The following is an 18,331-nucleotide window of genomic DNA, read 5'->3' as shown; positions in this document are numbered from 1 at the left end:
TTCATATCAAGAGAGGCCCCATCAGGCCTCGAAGTAGGCAGACTCCTGTTTGGCATCGACCCTGAAGGTATGCAGGGCCGCAGGGGGTTGTTCGCGCTCGATGAGGTGACTCCAGTAGGCGTCGTCGAAGCCATGAAACAGCCGCTCCGCCTTGCCCTGGGATTTTAGGATAAGGTGCCACCAGACTAGGCCCCAGAGACCTAGGGTAACCAGGGTCAGCAGAAAATGCAGCAGATGATTTACCGCCTCCTGCTCCCGGCCAAGCGCCAAGCTATCACGCTGATTTTGATTGAGTTTAGTAAGATCATTCTGGTCAGAATCACTCATCGCCTCACCCCATAGACACTTAGCACTCCCTTCTTCAAAGCATAGCAGAGCTAGACTTTAGTCTAAGAGACAATCGAAAAAATTCTGCCCTGGCTTAGCTTCGCTTGGCCATGAAGCATGCTAGAGTATGGCCAAATTTAAGGAGGCGATAATGCAAATAAGAAAAGGCCAACAATCGGATCTCACCGCACTGGTGCAGTTTAATCAGGCCATGGCCAACGAAACCGAGGGGCTCAGCCTAGATCAACAGACCCTCACCCTAGGCGTACAGACGCTGCTTGAAAACCCCGCCCGCGGCTTCTACCTGGTCGCCGAGGAAGCCGGCGAAATCTTGGGTTCCCTCATGGTCACTTTCGAATGGAGCGACTGGCGCGCCAAGGACTACTATTGGATCCAGAGCGTCTATATTCGCCCGCAGAATCGTCGTCAGGGGATCTATGGCAAGCTGTATGAGGCGGTGAAACAGATAGCCGAGGATAATGGCGGCGCCGCCAGCTTCAGACTCTATGTGGAGCAGGAGAACCACAAGGCGCAGAAGACCTACGAGGCCCTCGGCATGAAGCAGAGCTACTACCTGATGTATGAAGAAAAGTAGCCGATAACCAAACATAAAAAAACGCCCCGTTGGGCGTTTTTTATTGGCTTAAGCCAATTGCTCAGACAAGAGCTTAGGCGCAGATGCTGGTAACCTTGATCGCTAGGCCACCCTGACTGGTCTCGCGATACTTCACATGCATATCTTTGCCTGTCTCATACATGGTCGCAATCACCTTATCCAGGCTAACTCTGGGCTCGCTGTTGCGCCGCAGCGCCATACGCGCCGAGTTGATCGCCTTCACCGAGGCGATGGCGTTGCGCTCGATACAAGGCACCTGCACCTGACCGGCGACAGGATCACAGGTCAGTCCTAGGTTGTGCTCCATGCCGATCTCGGCGGCGATGCAGACCTGAGCCGGATTCCCCCCCATCAGCTCTGCCAGTCCGGCGGCGGCCATGGAGCAGGCAACGCCCACCTCACCCTGGCAGCCCACTTCGGCGCCAGAGATAGAGGCGTTGCGCTTATACAGGCCACCAATAGCCGCAGCGGCGAGGAAGTAGCGGCTGTACTCCTTAGGGCCTACCGGCTGAATGAACTTGTCAAAATAGGCCAACACGGCCGGGATGATCCCCGCCGCGCCATTGGTGGGCGAAGTCACCACCCGGCCACCGGCGGCATTCTCTTCGCTCACCGCCAGGGCGAACATGTTGACCCAATCGACGATCATCATGGGATCCGCCGACAGACGCTCACCGGTAGCCAGCTGACGGAACAGCGCCGGTGCCCGACGTGGCACCCGTAATGGCCCGGCCAACACACCTTCGGTGTGACAACCGCGCTCGATCGCCTCTTTCATGGTATGCCATACCGCCTCGAAACCCTCGGCTATATGGGCCTCACTGTGAAGCGTCCGCTCGTTAGCCATCATGATGGCGCTGATGCTCATGCCCGTCTCCTGGCATAGAACCAGCAGCTCCTCGGCATTGGCGAAGGGATAGGGCAAGACCACCTCGTTGGCGGCCGTCATGCCAAAATGCTCCTCGTCGACGATGAAGCCGCCGCCGATGGAGTAATAGGTCTTGTGATAGACACACTGCTGACCGACATAGGCGCTCAACGTCATGCCGTTTTCATGCAGCGCCAAAGCCTCGGGGTGAAACACCACGGCCTCGGGCGGAAAATCGACCCCATGCCCTTCCGTGCCCAGTGGCAAACAGGAGGTCATGGCCACCTGACGGATAAACTCAGGGGTCAGGTCGATATCTACCGTCTCAGGGCTGTTGCCCGCCAGCCCCATGATGATGGCGCTATCTGTATGGTGGCCCTTGCCGGTGAGCGACAGGGAGCCATAGATATCCACTTTGACGCTGGTGATGCTCAGCAGTTCTCCACGCTGACGCAGATCGTCAACAAAACCTTTGGCGGCCTTCATCGGCCCGACAGTGTGTGAGCTGGAGGGACCCACACCTATCTTAAAAATATCAAATGCGCTAACCATAAATGCTTCCACTTAGATTCGCCCGGCAGAGAGTCGCCGGGCGTAACATGAGTCGATTAAGAGAGCATGCCAAACAGTATGGCCGTCATCGCCAGCAAGCCTGCCAGGATCACCAAGATGTTGCTGATGCGACCACGGTAGGCCTTGAGCGCAGGCACCTTGTAGACGGCATACATAGGCATGAGGTAGAGGATCGCGGCGATGATAGGGCCGCCCAGGGCCTCGATCATCCCCAGGATGCTCGGGTTGATCACGGCAACGCCCCAGATAGTCAGGAACATGAAGCCGAGAATAAACTTGTCGATCTTGGCGTCCGACACTTCCTTGTTGCTGCTACGCAGCTGCTTGGTGATGATCCCCTTGAGGCCTTCGGTGGCGCCCAGGTAGTGACCGAAGAATGAGGAGACGATGGCGATCACCGCGATGATGGGGCCGAAATAGCTAACGAAGCCGCTGGCATGTACGTTGGCCAGATAAGAGAGGATCGGCAGGTTCTGCGCCTTGGCCTCGGCCAGCTGGGCCGGACTTAATGAGAGTACGCAAGAGAAGACGAACAGCATCACGAAGCCCACCAACATCATGCTGGTGTTACGCAGGATCACATCGGCCTTCTTGGCGGCGTTGCTACCGTACTGCTTCTTCAGCGATACCGAGAACTGGGAGATGGCCGGCGAATGGTTGAAGGCAAATACCAGCACTGGGATGGTCAGCCAGACGGTACCGAGAAACTCACCGGCGGCAGGCACTTCCATCAGGGCATCCATCTTCCAGCTTGGGATCAGGTACAGTGACATGAAGGCCAGAATCCCCACCAGCGGATACACCAGCAGCTGAGTCACCTTGAGCATAAACTTCTCGCCAGACACCATCACAGACATCATGCCCAGTACTAAGATGCCGGACAGCAGGAAGCGTGGTGGCGAGGCCATGCCCAACTGGTTGACGATGAAGCTGTCGACCGTGTTGGTGATGCCCACACCATAGATGAGCACTATGGGGTAGATGGCGAAGAAGTAGAGCAAGGTGATCGCCTTACCGGCGCCGACACCAAAATACTCCTCAACCACATGGGTGATATCGCTGCCCTGACGCTGAGAGGAGCAGACGAAGCGAGACAGGCCTCTGTGGGCCAGGTAGGTCATGGGGCCGATAATCACGGCCATCAGCACCAGGGGCCAGAAACCGCCCATGCCGGCATTGATGGGTAGAAACAGGATACCGGCGCCGACGGCGGTGCCGAACAGGCTCAACATCCAGGTCGTGTCGCTGCGAGTCCAACCTTGGCGCTGCGCGAGGTTTACATCAGAGATTGTCGCTTCGTTTTGCATAAAATAACCTTATCGATGCCCTAGCATCTGAGTGTTTCGACGCCCCGCCCCGCGGCGTTTTTCCGCCTGGCGAGCACGACTAAAATTCGGGCGTAGCATATAGCAGGCAGGACGCGAGAAATTGATCTGACACCTCTTTTTGTAATGAATTTTCAGAATGAATCGGCTTTGTGAGCCGAATCTAACTTATTGTGTTGTAAATTTTCATAACGGCAATCTCACGCTAACCAAAGCGAACCTAGACATCACAAGCGCGTTACCCTTTTTTACATCTGTTAACCCGGCGCTATGGCGGCCGCCCTGCCGCTTAGCCCTGTTTCGCCGCGATAAGATGCCATTTGCGCACATCCGCTAGGTTAAATGTTGCGCCGCGCCTTGCGCTTGCGCGCCCATGCATCCCGAGGCGCTTTATGGCAAAATGGCGCCCTGTCGATTCATTCACTTTTGGAATACCCATGCCCAGCGCTCTTAGCCAACAAGCCACCATTCGTATCACGGTCGGTTCGACCAATCCGGTCAAGATAGGCGCGGCCCGCAACGCCCTCTGCCTGCTGTTTCCAGACGCCGAGATCCTCTGCCAGGGCATGCACGCCCCCTCTGGAGTCGCCGCCCAGCCGATGACGGACTCAGAGACTCGCGAAGGTGCCATCAACCGCGCCCGCTACTGCGAGCAGCAAGGCAAGAGCGATGAGCGCCTTACGGCGGATCTCTATATCGCCATGGAGGGTGGCGTCGATCTGTTCGACCACGGCGCGGCCACCTACGCCTATATGGCCATCGTTCATCGAGGCAGCCTGAGCATAGGTCGCAGCGCGCAGATGCCGCTGCCCGCCCCGGTGTATGATGCCCTGGTGGCCGGTGAGGAGCTTGGCGATGTGATGGACAGGCTGTTCAACACGGTCAACATCAAGCAGAAGGGAGGTGCCATCGGCCTCTTTACCCAAGGCAAGGCCAGTCGCGAGAGCGTCTACACCCAGGCGATCGTGCTGGCGATGGCGCCGCTGCTCAATCCGGAGATCTTTGGCTGATTAGGCGGCAGGAGAAGGCAGGCTAACCCAGATGAGCCTGCTGAATTTATCTACATTAGCAAAAACTTGCATTTCTCTTTTTAGGGATCTAAGTTAGATGTATATCGCAACTATATAGCTCACTCGGATCTTAACCATGTCACAATCTTGCCCCTCTATGCTCGATGATGCCAGTCTCGCTCAGGCCGTCGAACTGCCCCAGACCTGCTCGTCGCTGCGCAGCCTGTCGAGGCAACTGGTGAGGCAACTGGGCATGCTCAACTCCGCCTGCGGCGATCAGCCGCTGTCGCCGGTGCAGGCCCACGCCTTGATCGAACTCAGCACCCAGGAGCTGTCGATAAAGCAGCTGGCCCTGGCGCTGAATATCGACAAGTCCAATGCCAGCCGCGCGGTGAGCCAGCTGTGTGATAAGGGCTTTGCCAAGAGTCGCAACAACCCCAGAGACAGTCGCAGCTCGCTGTGCCAACTCACGGCTCAGGGCAAACGCCAACTCAACAGCCTGAACGAGCAACAGAACAAGATGTACCAGGAGATCCTGGCCCAACTCTCGCCCGAGCAGATCGCCCAGCTGGAAGCCAGCCTACGCCAATATACCCGCGCCATGGATCTGGCCAGCGCCCAGCAGGGCTACACTATCCGCAGTCTCACCCAGGAGGATAACCCCCATATCGCCCGGGTGATCCGCAACGTCTCCGCCGAATATGGCCTGACACCGGATAAGGGCTACAGCGTCGCCGACCCGACCCTGGACGATCTCTACAGCGTCTATCAAGCCGACAAGGCCCACTACTGGGTGGTCGACTACAAGGGACTGGTGCTGGGCGGCGTGGGGATCGCTCCCCTACCGGGCCACGATGAGGTCTGCGAGCTACAGAAGATGTATTTCGACCCAAAACTCAGAGGCAAGGGCTTTGCCAAACGCATGGCATTGCAGGCATTTGAGTTTGCCCGCAGCCAAGGATTCAGCCACTGTTATCTGGAAACCACCGCCTGCCTGAGTGAGGCGGTCAGCCTCTACGAGAAACTCGGCTTCGAGCACCTGGATGCCCCCCTTGGCAACACGGGTCACGATGCCTGTGAAATGCCCATGCTGATTAAACTTTAGCCATTAAAAATTCAAGCAAATCATTGAGATATTTTGTTACTTCACCATGAAGTAATTTATCTAGTGTTTCCTAAGAAAGCTTGCTAGCCTCAGGGGTAATCCTTGCGCATTCTGGAGATTTGAATGGACTATACAAGACTCCCCCATTCCAGCTTAGACGTCAGTAAAATTTGCCTGGGCACCATGACCTGGGGTGAACAGAATACCCAGGCCCAGGCCTTCGAGCAGCTCGATTACGCCATCGGACAAGGCATCAACTTTATCGATACCGCCGAGATGTATCCCGTGCCGCCCAAGGCCGAGACTCAGGGCGAGACCGAACGTATCCTGGGTAACTACCTCAAGGCCAGGGGCAAGCGTGACGATCTCATTATCGCGACCAAGGTCGCGGCCCCCGGCGGCAAGAGCGACTATATCCGCCAGAACATGGCGCTGGACTGGCGCAACATCCACCAGGCGGTCAACGACTCCCTGGAGCGCTTGCAGATTGAGACCATAGATCTCTATCAACTGCACTGGCCGGATCGCAACACCAACTTCTTCGGCGAGCTCTTTTATGAGCAGCAGGATGATGAGAAGCTCACCCCCATAGTGGAGACCCTGGAGGCCCTGGCCGATCTGATCAAGGCGGGTAAGATCCGCTACATAGGCGTCTCCAACGAGACCCCCTGGGGATTGATGAAGTATCTGCAGCTGGCGGAGAAGCACGGCCTGCCGCGCATCATCAGCGTGCAGAATCCCTATAACCTGCTTAACCGCAGCTTCGAGGTGGGTATGGCTGAGATTGCCCACAGGGAAGAGCTGCCACTGCTGGCCTACTCGCCACTGGCATTTGGCGCCCTGAGTGGCAAATACATAGGCGGCCAGTGGCCAGAAGGGGCGAGACTCACACTGTTTAAGCGCTTCGCCCGCTACACAGGCTCGCAGATGGCACTGGATGCCACTCAGGCCTATGTGGAGCTGGCGCGGGAGTTCAACCTCAGCCCGGCGCAGATGGCGCTGGCCTTCGTCAACGGCCGCCGCTTCGTCGGCAGTAACATCATAGGCGCGACCAACCTAGCGCAGCTGAAAGAGAATATCGACAGCACCTCGGTCAGCCTGAGCGACGAGTTGATGGGCAGAATCGACGAGTTGGCGGCCATCTACCGCATTCCCTGCCCTTAAATCCGTAGAGATGCCCTAAAAGGCTAATTGAACTTGCATTAGGCGCTGAGATCTCCCAAGATCTGAGCGCCTTTTTTGTTTGAACCACGCGACGGACCCAATCGATGGAATTAAGCCAGCTGCGCAGCCAGTTTCCCGCCCTCACCCAGTCACTCGGCGACTATCCGCTGGTGTATCTGGATACGGCCGCGACTAGTCAGAAACCCCAAGGGGTGATCGACGCCATGAGCCGCTACTATCAGGCGGATAATGCCAACGTGCACCGCGCTGCCCATCAACTGTCTGCCCGCGCCACCAGCCAATATGAGGCGGTGCGCGACAAGGTGAAGGCTTTCATTAAGGCAAACCGTCGCGAAGAGATCATCTTTACCCATGGCACCACGGAGGGGATCAACCTGGTGGCCCTAGGGCTGGCCAGCCAGCTAAAGGCAGGGGATCTGATCCTGTTAGACAGCGCCGCCCACCACGCCAACATAGTGCCCTGGCAGATGCTGGCCAAGCAAACCGGCGCCGAGATACTGCCTATTCCGCTGACCCCAGAGGCGCGCCTGGATCAGCTGGCCTATCAAGCACTACTGCAACGAGGTCCACGTGTCGTCGCCCTAAGCCATGTGTCCAACGTGCTAGGTACGGTCAATCCGGTTAAAGAGATGATCGCTCAGGCCAAGGCGGTAGGTGCACTGACGCTTATCGACGGCGCCCAGGCGATCGCCCATCTCGAGGTGGATGTGCAGACCCTGGATTGCGACTTCTACCTCTTCTCCGGCCACAAGATGTATGGCCCGACGGGTATAGGCATCTTATATGGCCGCTATGAAGCGCTCGACAAGCTCGAGCCCCTGCTCACCGGCGGCGAGATGATCAAGCAGGTGAGCTTCGAAGGCACCACATTTAATATCCTGCCCAACCGTCTTGAGGCCGGTACGCCGCCCATCGCAGAGGTGATAGGTCTGGGGGCCGCCATCGACTTTATCCAGTCCCTGCCCCGCGCTGAACTCAGGGCCCATGAACAGGCCCTGCTAAACCGTCTTCAGGATGAGCTCAGGGCATTGGGTGGCATCAGCCTCTATGGTGCCCACCAGGACAATATCGGCGCCGTGGCCTTTAACCTCACCGGCGAGCATCACCAGGATGTAGGGATCTTGCTGGATCAGCAGGGGATCGCCGTGCGCTGCGGCCATCACTGCGCCATGCCCCTGATGCAGACCCTAGGGCTGTCAGGCTGCTGCCGCGCCTCCCTCGGCGTCTATAGCAATGATGAAGATGTCGATCGCTTCATCCAGGCGCTAAAATCGGTAAAAGAGCTGCTGCTTTAAATGTATGAGACAATGTCCAAATGAATGATAACAAGCCAAGCCCATCCACTGAGGCCTTTACCGGCCTAATTCTGGATCCCCAGGAGATACTGCCAGGCTTCACCCAGGCCGCCAACTGGCAGGAGCGCTACCGCGCCCTCATGCTATTGGGTAAACGCCTGCCGCCGCTGCATGAAGACCTGAGACAAGAGTCGGCCCAGGTCAGAGGCTGCGAGAGCAACGCCTGGCTCTATCACAGAGAGATAGACGGCAGACACTACTACCTGGCCGACAGCGATGCCCGCATCGTCAAGGGACTGATCGCCCTGCTGCTCACCGCAGTGCAGGGGCAGGATAAGAAAACCATAGCCGCCTTAGATCTACACGAGTACTTCGACCGACTGGGGCTGAGCGGTCAGCTGAGCCCATCGCGCACCAACGGCGTGCTGGCGCTGGCCGAGGCGATCAAGGCCGCTGCCAACCAGCCCAGCTAGCGGCTAAATTCGACTGGCAAGCAATACGACTTTCGAGCCAAACCAACTAACAGATTAAGCGCCACAGCTAAATCTTACACCTGAGCGACACAGTTAAATCCCGATCCTAGGCCCCAGCCCCCCATGGGGCCGGGTAATTCACATATAATTCACGCCCCTCCCCCTAGACTCTTGTCCTAGCCTGAATTTTTTATCTTTGCACCAGACTTTAGGTGCCGATGGGACACTTTTCTATGTCGATTGCTAAGTCATTAGACACTGCTAGCTCACCCGCCTTCTGGCGCTATCATCTCATGCTGCCCGCCGTCTGCTTCCTGCTGGCCGTCAGCCTGATAGAGCTATTTCATCTGGATATCGCCCTGGGTCAGTGGCTGTTTCGTCTCGAGGGCGGCGTCGATGGCTGGCCGCTACGCAACGCCTGGGTCACGGAGAATCTGATCCATGTCGGCGGTCGTAACTTAGTGATCTTACTTGGCGTCACCGTCCTCAGCCTACTGGGACTGAGCTATAAGAAACCCGCCCTGGCCAGCTATCGCAGAGGCCTGGTGTTTCTCTTCATGAGCGTGCTGAGTAGCGTGCTGCTGGTGAGGCTGGGCAAGTCGTTCGTACACCTGGACTGCCCCTGGCATCTGAAGATCTTCGGTGGCCGCGCGGATTACTTCTCGCTGTTCTCGGGTCAGTTTGATGCCAACTCGCCGGGTCAGTGTTTCCCCGCCGGTCACTCCAGCGGCGGCTATGCCTGGGTGGCGCTCTATTTCTTCGCACTGGCCTACGCACCGCGCTATCGTTGGTTCGGCCTTGGTTTCGGTCTGCTGCTGGGGCTCACCTTCGGCATTGCCCAGCAGCTCAGGGGCGCCCACTTCATCTCCCACGATGTCTGGACCCTCACCATCTCCTGGTTCTCGGCGCTGACCTGGTATTACGCCCTGTTCCTGCGTCGCCAGCCAGAGCCCGCAATTAGCCCGGCGCTGGAAACCGCTCGAGGCTAACAGGACAGGGACTCATCCCCCTTAACGGGCCAGACGGTGGCCGAGATCCATGCGGTGATCCGGTCCCAGATGATATTGGTTGTCGCCGCGCCCCTTGGCGATATACATGGCCTGATCGGCCACATGCAGCAGCGCATCCATGTGGCCGGCATGATCCGGATAGATGGCGAAACCTATGCTGGCCGCTATTCCCCTGCCGGTCTGAATAACAGGCTCAGCGAATCGCTCAAACAGCGCCTCGGCCAGACGCGTCGCCTCCTCATCTAACGGCTTATCAGCTGGCCACTGGGGCAATAGCATCACAAACTCGTCGCCGCCGATGCGGGCCACTAGGTCCTCTGACCCCTTAAGGCTCTGCAGCCTGGTAGCCGCCGTCATCAAGACGCGATCCCCCACCTGATGCCCCAGGCTATCGTTGATCGCCTTAAACTGATTGAGATCGATGAAGATAAGCCCCAGGCGACCACCGCTCTGCGACGCCGCGCGAATCGCCTCACTCAGACGCAGCTCGAGTTGCAGCCGGTTGGGCAGTCCGGTTAAGGGGTCCTGGTGAGCCATATGCTCGAGCTTATGGTGCAGCGCCTTCTCCTGGGTGATATCGCGCACCACCCCCACCATCTTAAGCAGCTGGCCATCGCTATCCTTCACCAGGTTGCCCGTCTCGCGCACCCAGTGCACAGAGCCATCGGGCCAGAGGATGCGATACTCTTCGTCATGGTTCTCGCCGGTGGCGATGCAGCGCGCCTCTCCCGCCTTCACCTTGTCGCGATCCTCGGGGTGCACCCTTGAATAGAAGAACTCATAGCTAGGGGTGACCTCCCCCAGCTTGTAACCGAAGATGCCGAAGATGGCATCGGACCAATAGAGGGTGTCTGTGCCCACCTGCCAGTCCCAGGTGCCTATCTTGGCGAAATACTGGCTGTGGTGATAACGGGCGATATCCTGGCGAATGTCCTGTTCCAGGTTGTGATGACGCACCAAGAGCAGCAGCCCCCTGGGCTCACGGGCCAGGCGGGTAAAGCTTAAGATCTCATGGCCTAGGTTCAGGCTGGTGCCAAGTTGACGATCGGCAAACACCTGCAGCTGCTCGCCGCTGGAATCCTTGAGCCAGAGGCTGAGGGGCTGCCCAGAGAGGTCACTCCCCTCGGCCTTCATCAAGGCCGCGGCCTGGGTGTTATTAGCCAAGATCTTCGCCTGTTCGTCAATAAGGATCAGACCATCCTCGATAGAGTTTTCCAGGGCAGAAAAGTCGACGCCGCGGCGCCTGCGGATAAAGCGCAGAACAAGCATGCATGCCGCAACGGCTATCAGGCCGATAGCCAGGAATATGATGAGGAGGAGCGAAAGCGACATCTCAGCCATGGCGCAGGCCTGACTGAATTAAAGCCGCTAACGGAATCGCTAATGCAACAGCAAATCGGCTCGCCGCCAGCGTAGCAAAGGGTTGTCGAAACAGAAACGAGTGCATAGCAGCCTCCACCAGGGTAGCTGGCCAGAACTCATGCTAATACTCATGCCGTCACTCCTGTCATCACTCGTGTCAGGAATTAAAGTAATCGCCATATAGATCCAGCCTAACTTCTGCCTACTAGCTAAGCATCAAAGCGTGATACTGCCAAGCACTTTTACATAAAAATAAGCCGCTTAGGCTTCAACCGGCCCTGGCAACCTGCGGGCGATCATCCTGCTTATCAAGCGTCCCAGGTAAGCCCCCAGCACCATGGTCGCCATGAAGGCCAGCGCCATGGGATCCAGGCTCGCCAGATTGACCACGGCAGGCCCGGGACAGATGCCGAGCATTCCCCAGCCCAGGCCGAACAGGGCGGCGCCGACGATCAGCGGCCCATCTATACGGGTCTTGCTAGGCAGATGATATTGGCTGTCCAGCACAGGGCCTTGATTGCGCGCCATTCTGGGTTTTACCCACAGCAGATAGACGGGCAGATAGACCCCAAGCGCGCCGCCCATCACCAGCATCAGGCTAGGGTCCCAATGGCCGTTGACCACGCCGCTGATATCTAAGAAGGCGAGCACCTTGGCGGGATCCGCAAGGCCAGAGAGCAGCAGGCCGGCACCAAACAACAGGCCCGAGAGTAAGGCAAATAGGTTACGCATGGCCCCTCCTAGTTCAGCAGCACGGCGGCGATGACGCCCACCAGCATGAAGACCAGGGTCGCGGCGATGGATCGCGGCGACAGACGGCCTATGCCGCAGATGCCATGGCCACTGGTACAGCCGTTACCCAGGCTGCAGCCGAGTCCCACCAGTAGCGCCGACAGCAGCAGGGTCGGCGCGGCTATCCCAAGTTCACTCAGCACCACAGGTTCGATAGCCAGCCAGGCCTTGAAAGGCTCGGCCAGCAGCAGGCCACTGAGCACCAGACCCGCGAGAAAATAGAACTGCCAGCCAAACAGGCCCGAGCCGCGGCGCCACAGGGCGCCAGAGATAATACCGCTGATACCGGCGATGCGGCCGTTAACCACCAGGAGCAGGCTTGCCGCCAAGCCAATCAAGAGACCACCGCACAGGGCGATAGCGAGTGATGAAAACATCGAGTACCTCTTTCATCTGTCGCAAAGGGAAAGAGACGGGGCAAGATGCCCCGCCTATCTATTACTAAATCATTTATCAATAAAGCGTTTACACGTTGGCGAACTTGTAGGTGCGGTAGCCGCCGATCAGGTTACGGGCACGGTAGCCATTGTTGACCAGCTGACGATAGGCCACGTTGCCCCGCAGACCCACCTGACAGAAGATGATGATCTCCTTATCTTTTGGCAGCTCATGCATGCGATCGCGCAGCTCATCCACGGGAATGTTAACCGCGCCTTCTAGGCCGCCATTCTGCAGCTCGCCAGGGTTACGCACATCCAGCAGCAGCTGATCTTCGCTGAGATTGTCTATCTGGTCGAAATGGATCGGTGTAGCATCGCCCTTGATGATGTTGCTGGCCACGAAGGCCGCCTGATTGATCACATCCTTGGCACTGCCATAGGGCGGCGCGTAGCTAAGCTCCAGGTGCTGCAGCTGCTCGACCGTCATGCCGGCGCGCTGGGCCACCGCCATCACATCGATACGCTTGTCGATACCATCCTTACCCACGGCCTGAGCGCCAAAGATGGTGCCCTTAACCGGGTCGAACAGCAGCTTGAAGGAGACCACCTCGGCGCCGGGATAGTAGCTGGCGTGACTGGCGGTATGCACATAGACCTTCTCGAAGGCGATACCCGATTGCTTGAGCTGCTTCTCGTTCTTACCTGTGGCACCCACCGCGAGATCGAACACCTTACAGATCGCCGTACCCTGGGTACCCTGATACTGCTCCTCGCGGCCAAACATGTTGTCGGCCGCCATACGGCCCTGACGGTTCGCCGGGCCCGCCAGCGGCACCAGACAGGCCTGGCCGGTCACAAAGTCTTGCTCTTCGACGGCGTCACCCACGGCGTAGATGGCGGGATCGCTGGTCTGCATCATGGCGTTGACCTTAATGCCACCAAGCTCGCCAATCGCTAACCCGGCATCGCGGGCCAGCTGAGTCTCGGGACGCACGCCGATGGCCATGATCAAAAGATCTGTCTCCAGCAGCTCGCCGTTACTCAGGGTCAGACTCAGGTGCCCCTTGATGTGTTGATGGGCCGTGTCTTCACCGGCGGCGTCACTGGCCACATGGGTCTGCACCTGATAGCTCACCTCTGACAGGGCCGTACCCAGACGCAGATCTACGCCCTGGTCACGGATTGCCTGATGGGCAAAGCCTGCCATCTCACGATCCACAGGTGTCATCACCTGATCGGCAAGCTCAAGCAAAGTGGTCTTGATCCCCAGATGATGCAGTGACTCCATCATCTCCAGGCCGATAAAGCCACCGCCAACCACAGTGGCATGCTCGACATTGTTCATCTGAATCGTCTGCAGGATCCTATCCATGTCGGGAATGTTGCGCAGGGAGTGGGTGAGCGGATTATCCACACCCGGGATCGGCGGCACGATTGGCGCCGCGCCGGGGCTGAGCAGCAGTGTGTCATAACTTTCCTGATATTCGCTGCCATCGAGCAGTCGTCTGACGGTCACCAACTTGGCGGCGCGATCTATGGCGACCACCTCATGTTTAACCCGTACCTCGACATTAAATCTTGCCTTGAAGCTCTCTGGCGTCTGCAGTACTAAGGCGCTGCGCTGAGCGATTTCACCACTGATATGATAGGGCAGGCCGCAGTTGGCAAAGGAGACATACTCGCCGCGCTCAAACATAATGATTTCAGCAGTTTCGCTGAGTCTACGCGCCCTTGCCGCCGCGGATGCGCCGCCCGCGACGCCGCCAATGATCAGTATCTTCTTCATCTCAATGCTTCTCCTACTGCACTAAACAAACCTTGGCCGAAAGTGTATTACATTCGCTATTACATGCAAATTCCTTTTATTAGAAAAATCTAAGCGAATGATAAAAACAGTGATCTCGATGGCAAAGTGAGCAAGACTTTATTAAATATTGTCCACCTCTATTACTACGTCAGAACTAAGATAGCCCTTTACAGTCCCTGGCCAGCCACATAAGATCCAGCCAGTCCACGCAAAAGAAAGAGTCCTCGATGACCAAATTAACCATTACCCGACCCGACGACTGGCATGTTCACCTACGCGATGGTGACGTGCTGACCGATACCGTAAGAGACACTGGCCGCTACATGGGCCGCGCCATCATCATGCCTAACCTGGTGCCACCGGCCACCAATGTCGACTCGGCACTGGCCTACTATGAGCGCATCAAGGCGGTCTGCACCACCAACTTCGAGCCGCTGATGGTGCTCTACCTCACCGACAACACCACGGCAGAGGATATCCGCGCCGCCAAGGCCTCGGGCAAGGTGGTTGCCGCCAAGCTCTACCCTGCGGGCGCGACCACTAACTCCGACTCGGGCGTCACTGATGTGACGAACATCTACCCTGTGCTGGAAGCGATGCAGGAAGTGGGCATGCTCTTCCTGGTACACGGCGAGGTTACAGATTCGAGCATCGACATCTTCGATCGCGAGGCCACCTTCATCAACAACACCCTCAAGCAGGTGGTTGCCGACTTCCCGTCACTCAAGATAGTGCTGGAACATATCACCACCAAAGATGCGGTGGATTTCGTCATGGGCGCCTCCGACAACGTGGCCGCCACCATCACGGCCCATCACCTGCTCTACAACCGTAACCATATGCTGGCCGGTGGTATTCGTCCGCACTTCTACTGTCTGCCTATCCTCAAGCGCAACACCCATCAGCAGGCCCTGCTGGCGGCGGCCGCCAGTGGCAGCAAGAAGTTCTTCCTGGGCACAGATTCGGCGCCCCACGCCAAGGATCGTAAAGAGGCTGCCTGTGGCTGCGCCGGTTCTTACACGGCCCACGCCGCCATCGAGCTCTACGCCGAGGCGTTCGAATCGGTGGGCGCTTTAGACAAATTAGAGGCCTTCGCCAGCTTCAACGGCCCTGACTTCTACGGTCTGCCGCGCAACACAGACAGCATCACACTAGTGAAACGCAGCTGGGAGGTGCCCGCCACCTATCCGCTGGGTGACACAGGCGTAGTGCCGATCCGCGCCGGCGAAACCATCGACTGGCAGGTGGAAGACTAACAGCGTTAGTACACGGCTTTGCCAGAGACAAAAACACCGCCTGTTGGCGGTGTTCTTGTTTCTAAAATTCTTGCTTAAGCAGCTTGTTTAGGCGCTTACCTGCCCAAGCTGCTGAGCCTGATCATAAGGCAGCCAGATCCGCACCAGCAGCCCCTTGTGCTCACGGTTATGCAGACTGATACGGCCATCATGGGCCTCGATGATCTCCCTACACAAGGGCAGGCCAAGGCCGGTACCCGACTGCTTGGTGGAGTAAAAAGGCAGCAGCGCCTGGGTCAATACCTCCGGCGACATGCCGCTGCCCTCATCGGTTATCTCGATAGTCACCCCGTCACTGCCATCGGCCAGGCCTTGCTCCTTGACGCTCAGGCTTATCGACTCCTCGGGCGAGCCCGACTCATGGGCGTTCTTGAGTAGGTTCAGCAGCACCTGCTCCAGCTGAATCAGGTCGAAATAACCGCAGCGCCGAGGCAGCTCCCCCACCAGACTGAAGCGGAAATGCTCGGCCAGCTGAGTCACTAACTTATGCCAATCCACCTCGCTCTTCTTGGGCAGGGGCAACCTGGCGAAGCGGGCATAATTGAAGATAAACTGGCTCAGATGGCTGGTCCTGTCTTCTATGGTGTCGAAGATTAGCTTAAGCTTAGGGTCATCCAAAGGCTCGGTGAGCTTGCGGCCCGAATTGACCATAGAAGCGATGGGCGCCACCGAATTGTTGAGCTCGTGGCTGATGATGCGGATCACCTTCTTCCATACCGCCACCTCCTGACGGTTGAGCTCACGGGTCATCTGCTTGAGCAGGATCAGGTGGTGATACTGACCGTTGAGCAGGAAGCGTCCACGGGAGAGATGCCAGGTTTCATCTTCGCCGCCCTCCTCCACGCTCGCCAGGGTAAACAGTCCGCCCTTGGGATTGTTGACCGCACCGGCCAGCTCCTCGCTGACGCCGTTCAGCAACTCATCTAACATGCTGCCCTCAATGCGCGCCCCCTGGGCAAACAGGTGGCGGGCGGCGTCGTTGGCGTAGATGATGCGCTGGCGATCGTCCAGCAGCACCATGACGTTAGGCGAGCTCTGGATCACCTTATCCAGCAGCAGCTCACGCTGATAGATATACTGACGCTCGCGGCGCAGCACGGCCGCCGACTCGTTAAACAGACTGGCCAGCGCCTTGAGCTGGCTGTCCCCCGTCACAGGAATGTTCACGCTGAAATCATTGTCTTTGATGTTGAGCAGCCCCACCTCCAATGCCTTGAGGCTAGTCGACAGCCCCCGGGTCAGCCAGCGGCTGAGCAGCCAGGCAAAGCCGCCGGACAGCAGCAGGCAGGCAACTATCAGCTCAGGCGCCACCTCCTGATACAGCTCGGGCGCCAGCATCTTTAGCAGCAGGATGAACAGGGCCAGCGCCAGCTGACTGACCATCACATTGCCCCAGATGAGCTTAGTGCGCAGCGTCGGCATTATTTCTCAATCCCAAACTTTTCCATGCGGCGATAGAGCGCCTGACGACTCAGTCCCAGGGACTTGGCCACCCGGGCGATCACCCCATTATACTCCGCCAGGGCCAGCTCGATATCGGCCCCTGTCGGCTCACCGCGGCTAGCTGAATCAACCGTGGGTGCTCTGTCAGTTTCCGCCTCTTGCTCCGCGAAACGAGGTTTCTGTCTCTGTTCCTGAGCCTGTTGCGACGCTACCGGGCTAGGTGCAGAAACCGAGCTGGTCGATGGTGTGCCGCTCACAGGATTTAAGCCGCTAACGGGCTTTAAACCACTCACAGGCTTTAAACCAAAATCGGCCATGGTCAGCGTGGGGCTGGCGGCCAGGATCACCGCCCGCTTACAGGCGTTCTCCAGCTCGCGCACATTGCCCGGCCAAGGGTAGCCGACCAGCGCCTGCTGGGTCGGCTTACTCAGGCTAAAGTCCTGACCGATGAAGTGATTCACCAGGGGCAGGATATCGTCCTGGCGCTGATTGAGAGGCGGCAAGGCCAGCTCGATCACATTGAGGCGATAGAAGAGATCCTCGCGGAAACGACCGCTGGCGATATCCTCGGCAAGATCCGCATTGGTGGCGCTGATCACCCGCACCTTGACCTTACGGGTCTGATGGCTGCCCAGACGCTCGAACTCGCCGGTCTGCAACACCCGCAGCAGCTTCACCTGACCCGACAGCGGCAGGTTGCCTATCTCGTCGAGAAACAGGGTGCCACCGTCGGCTGCCTCGAAGCGGCCGATGCGCGCCTTGTTGGCCCCGGTAAAGGCGCCCGCCTCGGCGCCAAACAGCTCTGCCTCCAGCAGCTCCATCGGCAGTGCGCCGATATTCACCTTGATGAAGGGCTTATGTTTGAGGGGGGAGTTGGCGTGCAGTATGTCCGCCAGCTTGTCCTTACCGGCGCCGTTGGGGCCGGTGATCAACACAGATACGTCGGACTTGGCTATCTGCAGCGCCAGATCGATACAGCGCTGCATGGCGCCGCTGCCGAAGACGATGCCACAGAGATCGGCATCCTTGATCGCCGACATCCGCTGATGCTCGGAGCGGGCCAGCTGCGAATTCTGCCGCGACAGGGCGTGGAGTGAAATCAGGTTGTTGACGCTGTTAAGCAGCTTATCGTCGTCCCAGGGCTTGCCCATGTAGTCGGCGGCCCCCTCCTTCACCAGCTCCACCGCCAGCTCCAGCTGAGTCCAGGCGGTCAGGAGTATGATGGGTAGCTGGGGCTGGCAGGCGCGGATATCGTAGAACAGGCGCTTGCCCTCCTCGCCCGAGGTGGTGTCTTGGGTGAAGTTCATGTCCTGGATCACCAGGGCGATCTCCTGCTCGGCCACCAGGCCCAGTGCCTCCTCCGGGGAGAAACAAGTTAGGGTCTTAAATCCATTGAGTTCGAGCATCAGGGAGAGCGCACTGCATACTGCCTGATTGTCGTCGACGATGAGAATCGTATCCATAT

The 18,331-nt window shown here is 58.0% G+C and carries 17 protein-coding genes; 8 read left to right on the top strand and 9 right to left on the bottom strand.

Annotation, left to right across the window (positions count from 1 at the left end; translation table 11 throughout):
* Positions 1-21 precede the first annotated feature (21 nt).
* Positions 22-327, bottom strand: a complete 306-nt coding sequence (locus K0J45_RS03790) for a DUF4234 domain-containing protein (protein ID WP_011864548.1) — start codon at positions 325-327, stop codon at positions 22-24.
* Between the two features lie 151 nt (positions 328-478).
* Here K0J45_RS03790 and K0J45_RS03785 point away from each other — a divergent pair, with 151 nt between their 5' ends.
* Positions 479-922 (top strand): GNAT family N-acetyltransferase, encoded by a 444-nt coding sequence (locus tag K0J45_RS03785; protein WP_220044314.1) that lies wholly within the window; start codon positions 479-481, stop codon positions 920-922.
* 73 nt (positions 923-995) lie between these two features.
* Here K0J45_RS03785 and K0J45_RS03780 read toward each other — a convergent pair whose 3' ends face one another.
* Positions 996-2,363: an L-serine ammonia-lyase gene (locus K0J45_RS03780; RefSeq protein ID WP_220044312.1), complete on the bottom strand. Its 1,368-nt coding sequence runs from the start codon at positions 2,361-2,363 to the stop codon at positions 996-998.
* 56 nt (positions 2,364-2,419) lie between these two features.
* Positions 2,420-3,691: a serine/threonine transporter gene (locus K0J45_RS03775; protein WP_011864545.1), complete on the bottom strand. Its 1,272-nt coding sequence runs from the start codon at positions 3,689-3,691 to the stop codon at positions 2,420-2,422.
* A gap of 455 nt (positions 3,692-4,146) precedes the next feature.
* On the opposite strand from K0J45_RS03775, the gene yjjX reads away from it, so the two are divergent.
* From yjjX to K0J45_RS03745, 6 genes are all read left to right on the top strand, one after another.
* Positions 4,147-4,719 carry an inosine/xanthosine triphosphatase gene (gene yjjX / locus K0J45_RS03770; protein ID WP_220044311.1) on the top strand — a complete coding sequence of 191 codons (573 nt, stop codon included), beginning with the start codon at positions 4,147-4,149 and terminating at the stop codon, positions 4,717-4,719.
* Positions 4,720-4,855: 136 nt separating this feature from the next.
* Complete coding sequence (locus K0J45_RS03765; RefSeq protein WP_258406378.1) at positions 4,856-5,824, top strand: bifunctional helix-turn-helix transcriptional regulator/GNAT family N-acetyltransferase; 969 nt, start codon at positions 4,856-4,858, stop codon at positions 5,822-5,824.
* 123 nt (positions 5,825-5,947) lie between these two features.
* Positions 5,948-6,988, top strand: a complete 1,041-nt coding sequence (locus K0J45_RS03760) for an NADP(H)-dependent aldo-keto reductase (protein WP_220044310.1) — start codon at positions 5,948-5,950, stop codon at positions 6,986-6,988.
* A gap of 104 nt (positions 6,989-7,092) precedes the next feature.
* The gene (locus K0J45_RS03755; protein ID WP_220044309.1) at positions 7,093-8,304 is read left to right on the top strand and encodes a cysteine desulfurase; all 1,212 of its coding nucleotides are present in this window, start codon (positions 7,093-7,095) and stop codon (positions 8,302-8,304) included.
* Positions 8,305-8,324: 20 nt separating this feature from the next.
* Positions 8,325-8,777 carry a SufE family protein gene (locus K0J45_RS03750; RefSeq protein ID WP_220044308.1) on the top strand — a complete coding sequence of 151 codons (453 nt, stop codon included), beginning with the start codon at positions 8,325-8,327 and terminating at the stop codon, positions 8,775-8,777.
* 233 nt (positions 8,778-9,010) lie between these two features.
* A complete protein-coding gene (locus tag K0J45_RS03745; RefSeq protein WP_220044307.1) occupies positions 9,011-9,766 on the top strand; it encodes a phosphatase PAP2 family protein in 756 nt (251 codons plus the stop codon).
* Between the two features lie 21 nt (positions 9,767-9,787).
* On the opposite strand, the gene K0J45_RS03740 is transcribed toward K0J45_RS03745, so the two are convergent.
* The 4 genes from K0J45_RS03740 to K0J45_RS03725 form a co-directional block, all read right to left on the bottom strand.
* Positions 9,788-11,128 carry a diguanylate cyclase domain-containing protein gene (locus tag K0J45_RS03740; protein ID WP_220044306.1) on the bottom strand — a complete coding sequence of 447 codons (1,341 nt, stop codon included), beginning with the start codon at positions 11,126-11,128 and terminating at the stop codon, positions 9,788-9,790.
* A gap of 282 nt (positions 11,129-11,410) precedes the next feature.
* Positions 11,411-11,881 (bottom strand): DUF6691 family protein, encoded by a 471-nt coding sequence (locus K0J45_RS03735; protein WP_220044305.1) that lies wholly within the window; start codon positions 11,879-11,881, stop codon positions 11,411-11,413.
* 8 nt (positions 11,882-11,889) lie between these two features.
* Positions 11,890-12,318 carry a YeeE/YedE family protein gene (locus tag K0J45_RS03730; protein WP_220044304.1) on the bottom strand — a complete coding sequence of 143 codons (429 nt, stop codon included), beginning with the start codon at positions 12,316-12,318 and terminating at the stop codon, positions 11,890-11,892.
* 88 nt (positions 12,319-12,406) lie between these two features.
* Positions 12,407-14,107: an FAD-dependent oxidoreductase gene (locus K0J45_RS03725; RefSeq protein ID WP_220044303.1), complete on the bottom strand. Its 1,701-nt coding sequence runs from the start codon at positions 14,105-14,107 to the stop codon at positions 12,407-12,409.
* 248 nt (positions 14,108-14,355) lie between these two features.
* On the opposite strand from K0J45_RS03725, the gene pyrC reads away from it, so the two are divergent.
* Positions 14,356-15,384 carry a dihydroorotase gene (gene pyrC / locus K0J45_RS03720; protein WP_220044302.1) on the top strand — a complete coding sequence of 343 codons (1,029 nt, stop codon included), beginning with the start codon at positions 14,356-14,358 and terminating at the stop codon, positions 15,382-15,384.
* Between the two features lie 87 nt (positions 15,385-15,471).
* Here pyrC and K0J45_RS03715 read toward each other — a convergent pair whose 3' ends face one another.
* Complete coding sequence (locus tag K0J45_RS03715) at positions 15,472-16,845, bottom strand: sensor histidine kinase (protein ID WP_220044301.1); 1,374 nt, start codon at positions 16,843-16,845, stop codon at positions 15,472-15,474.
* Positions 16,845-18,329: a sigma-54-dependent transcriptional regulator gene (locus K0J45_RS03710; RefSeq protein ID WP_220044300.1), complete on the bottom strand. Its 1,485-nt coding sequence runs from the start codon at positions 18,327-18,329 to the stop codon at positions 16,845-16,847. The genes K0J45_RS03715 and K0J45_RS03710 overlap by 1 nt, the downstream gene beginning before the upstream one ends.
* Between the last annotated feature and the right edge of the window lie 2 nt (positions 18,330-18,331).

The organism is Shewanella alkalitolerans (assembly GCF_019457575.1).
GTDB classification, from domain to species: Bacteria; Pseudomonadota; Gammaproteobacteria; order Enterobacterales; family Shewanellaceae; genus Shewanella; species Shewanella loihica.
The sequence above is the reverse complement of the archived record's forward strand: the minus strand, read 5'-3'. Positions and strand labels throughout refer to the sequence as shown.

Bases quoted from the DNA above. Each gene is read 5' to 3' on its own strand.
- K0J45_RS03725 (WP_220044303.1), bottom strand. From the start codon at position 14,107: ATGAAGAAGATACTGATCATTGGCGGCGTCGCGGGCGGCGCATCCGCG.
- K0J45_RS03785 (WP_220044314.1), top strand. From the start codon at position 479: ATGCAAATAAGAAAAGGCCAACAATCGGATCTCACCGCACTGGTGCAG.
- K0J45_RS03775 (WP_011864545.1), bottom strand. From the start codon at position 3,691: ATGCAAAACGAAGCGACAATCTCTGATGTAAACCTCGCGCAGCGCCAA.
- K0J45_RS03755 (WP_220044309.1), top strand. From the start codon at position 7,093: ATGGAATTAAGCCAGCTGCGCAGCCAGTTTCCCGCCCTCACCCAGTCA.
- K0J45_RS03750 (WP_220044308.1), top strand. From the start codon at position 8,325: ATGAATGATAACAAGCCAAGCCCATCCACTGAGGCCTTTACCGGCCTA.
- K0J45_RS03710 (WP_220044300.1), bottom strand. From the start codon at position 18,329: ATGGATACGATTCTCATCGTCGACGACAATCAGGCAGTATGCAGTGCG.
- yjjX (WP_220044311.1), top strand. From the start codon at position 4,147: ATGCCCAGCGCTCTTAGCCAACAAGCCACCATTCGTATCACGGTCGGT.
- K0J45_RS03765 (WP_258406378.1), top strand. From the start codon at position 4,856: ATGTCACAATCTTGCCCCTCTATGCTCGATGATGCCAGTCTCGCTCAG.
- K0J45_RS03730 (WP_220044304.1), bottom strand. From the start codon at position 12,318: ATGTTTTCATCACTCGCTATCGCCCTGTGCGGTGGTCTCTTGATTGGC.
- K0J45_RS03715 (WP_220044301.1), bottom strand. From the start codon at position 16,845: ATGCCGACGCTGCGCACTAAGCTCATCTGGGGCAATGTGATGGTCAGT.
- K0J45_RS03780 (WP_220044312.1), bottom strand. From the start codon at position 2,363: ATGGTTAGCGCATTTGATATTTTTAAGATAGGTGTGGGTCCCTCCAGC.
- K0J45_RS03790 (WP_011864548.1), bottom strand. From the start codon at position 327: ATGAGTGATTCTGACCAGAATGATCTTACTAAACTCAATCAAAATCAG.
- K0J45_RS03740 (WP_220044306.1), bottom strand. From the start codon at position 11,128: ATGGCTGAGATGTCGCTTTCGCTCCTCCTCATCATATTCCTGGCTATC.
- K0J45_RS03745 (WP_220044307.1), top strand. From the start codon at position 9,011: ATGTCGATTGCTAAGTCATTAGACACTGCTAGCTCACCCGCCTTCTGG.
- K0J45_RS03735 (WP_220044305.1), bottom strand. From the start codon at position 11,881: ATGCGTAACCTATTTGCCTTACTCTCGGGCCTGTTGTTTGGTGCCGGC.
- K0J45_RS03760 (WP_220044310.1), top strand. From the start codon at position 5,948: ATGGACTATACAAGACTCCCCCATTCCAGCTTAGACGTCAGTAAAATT.
- pyrC (WP_220044302.1), top strand. From the start codon at position 14,356: ATGACCAAATTAACCATTACCCGACCCGACGACTGGCATGTTCACCTA.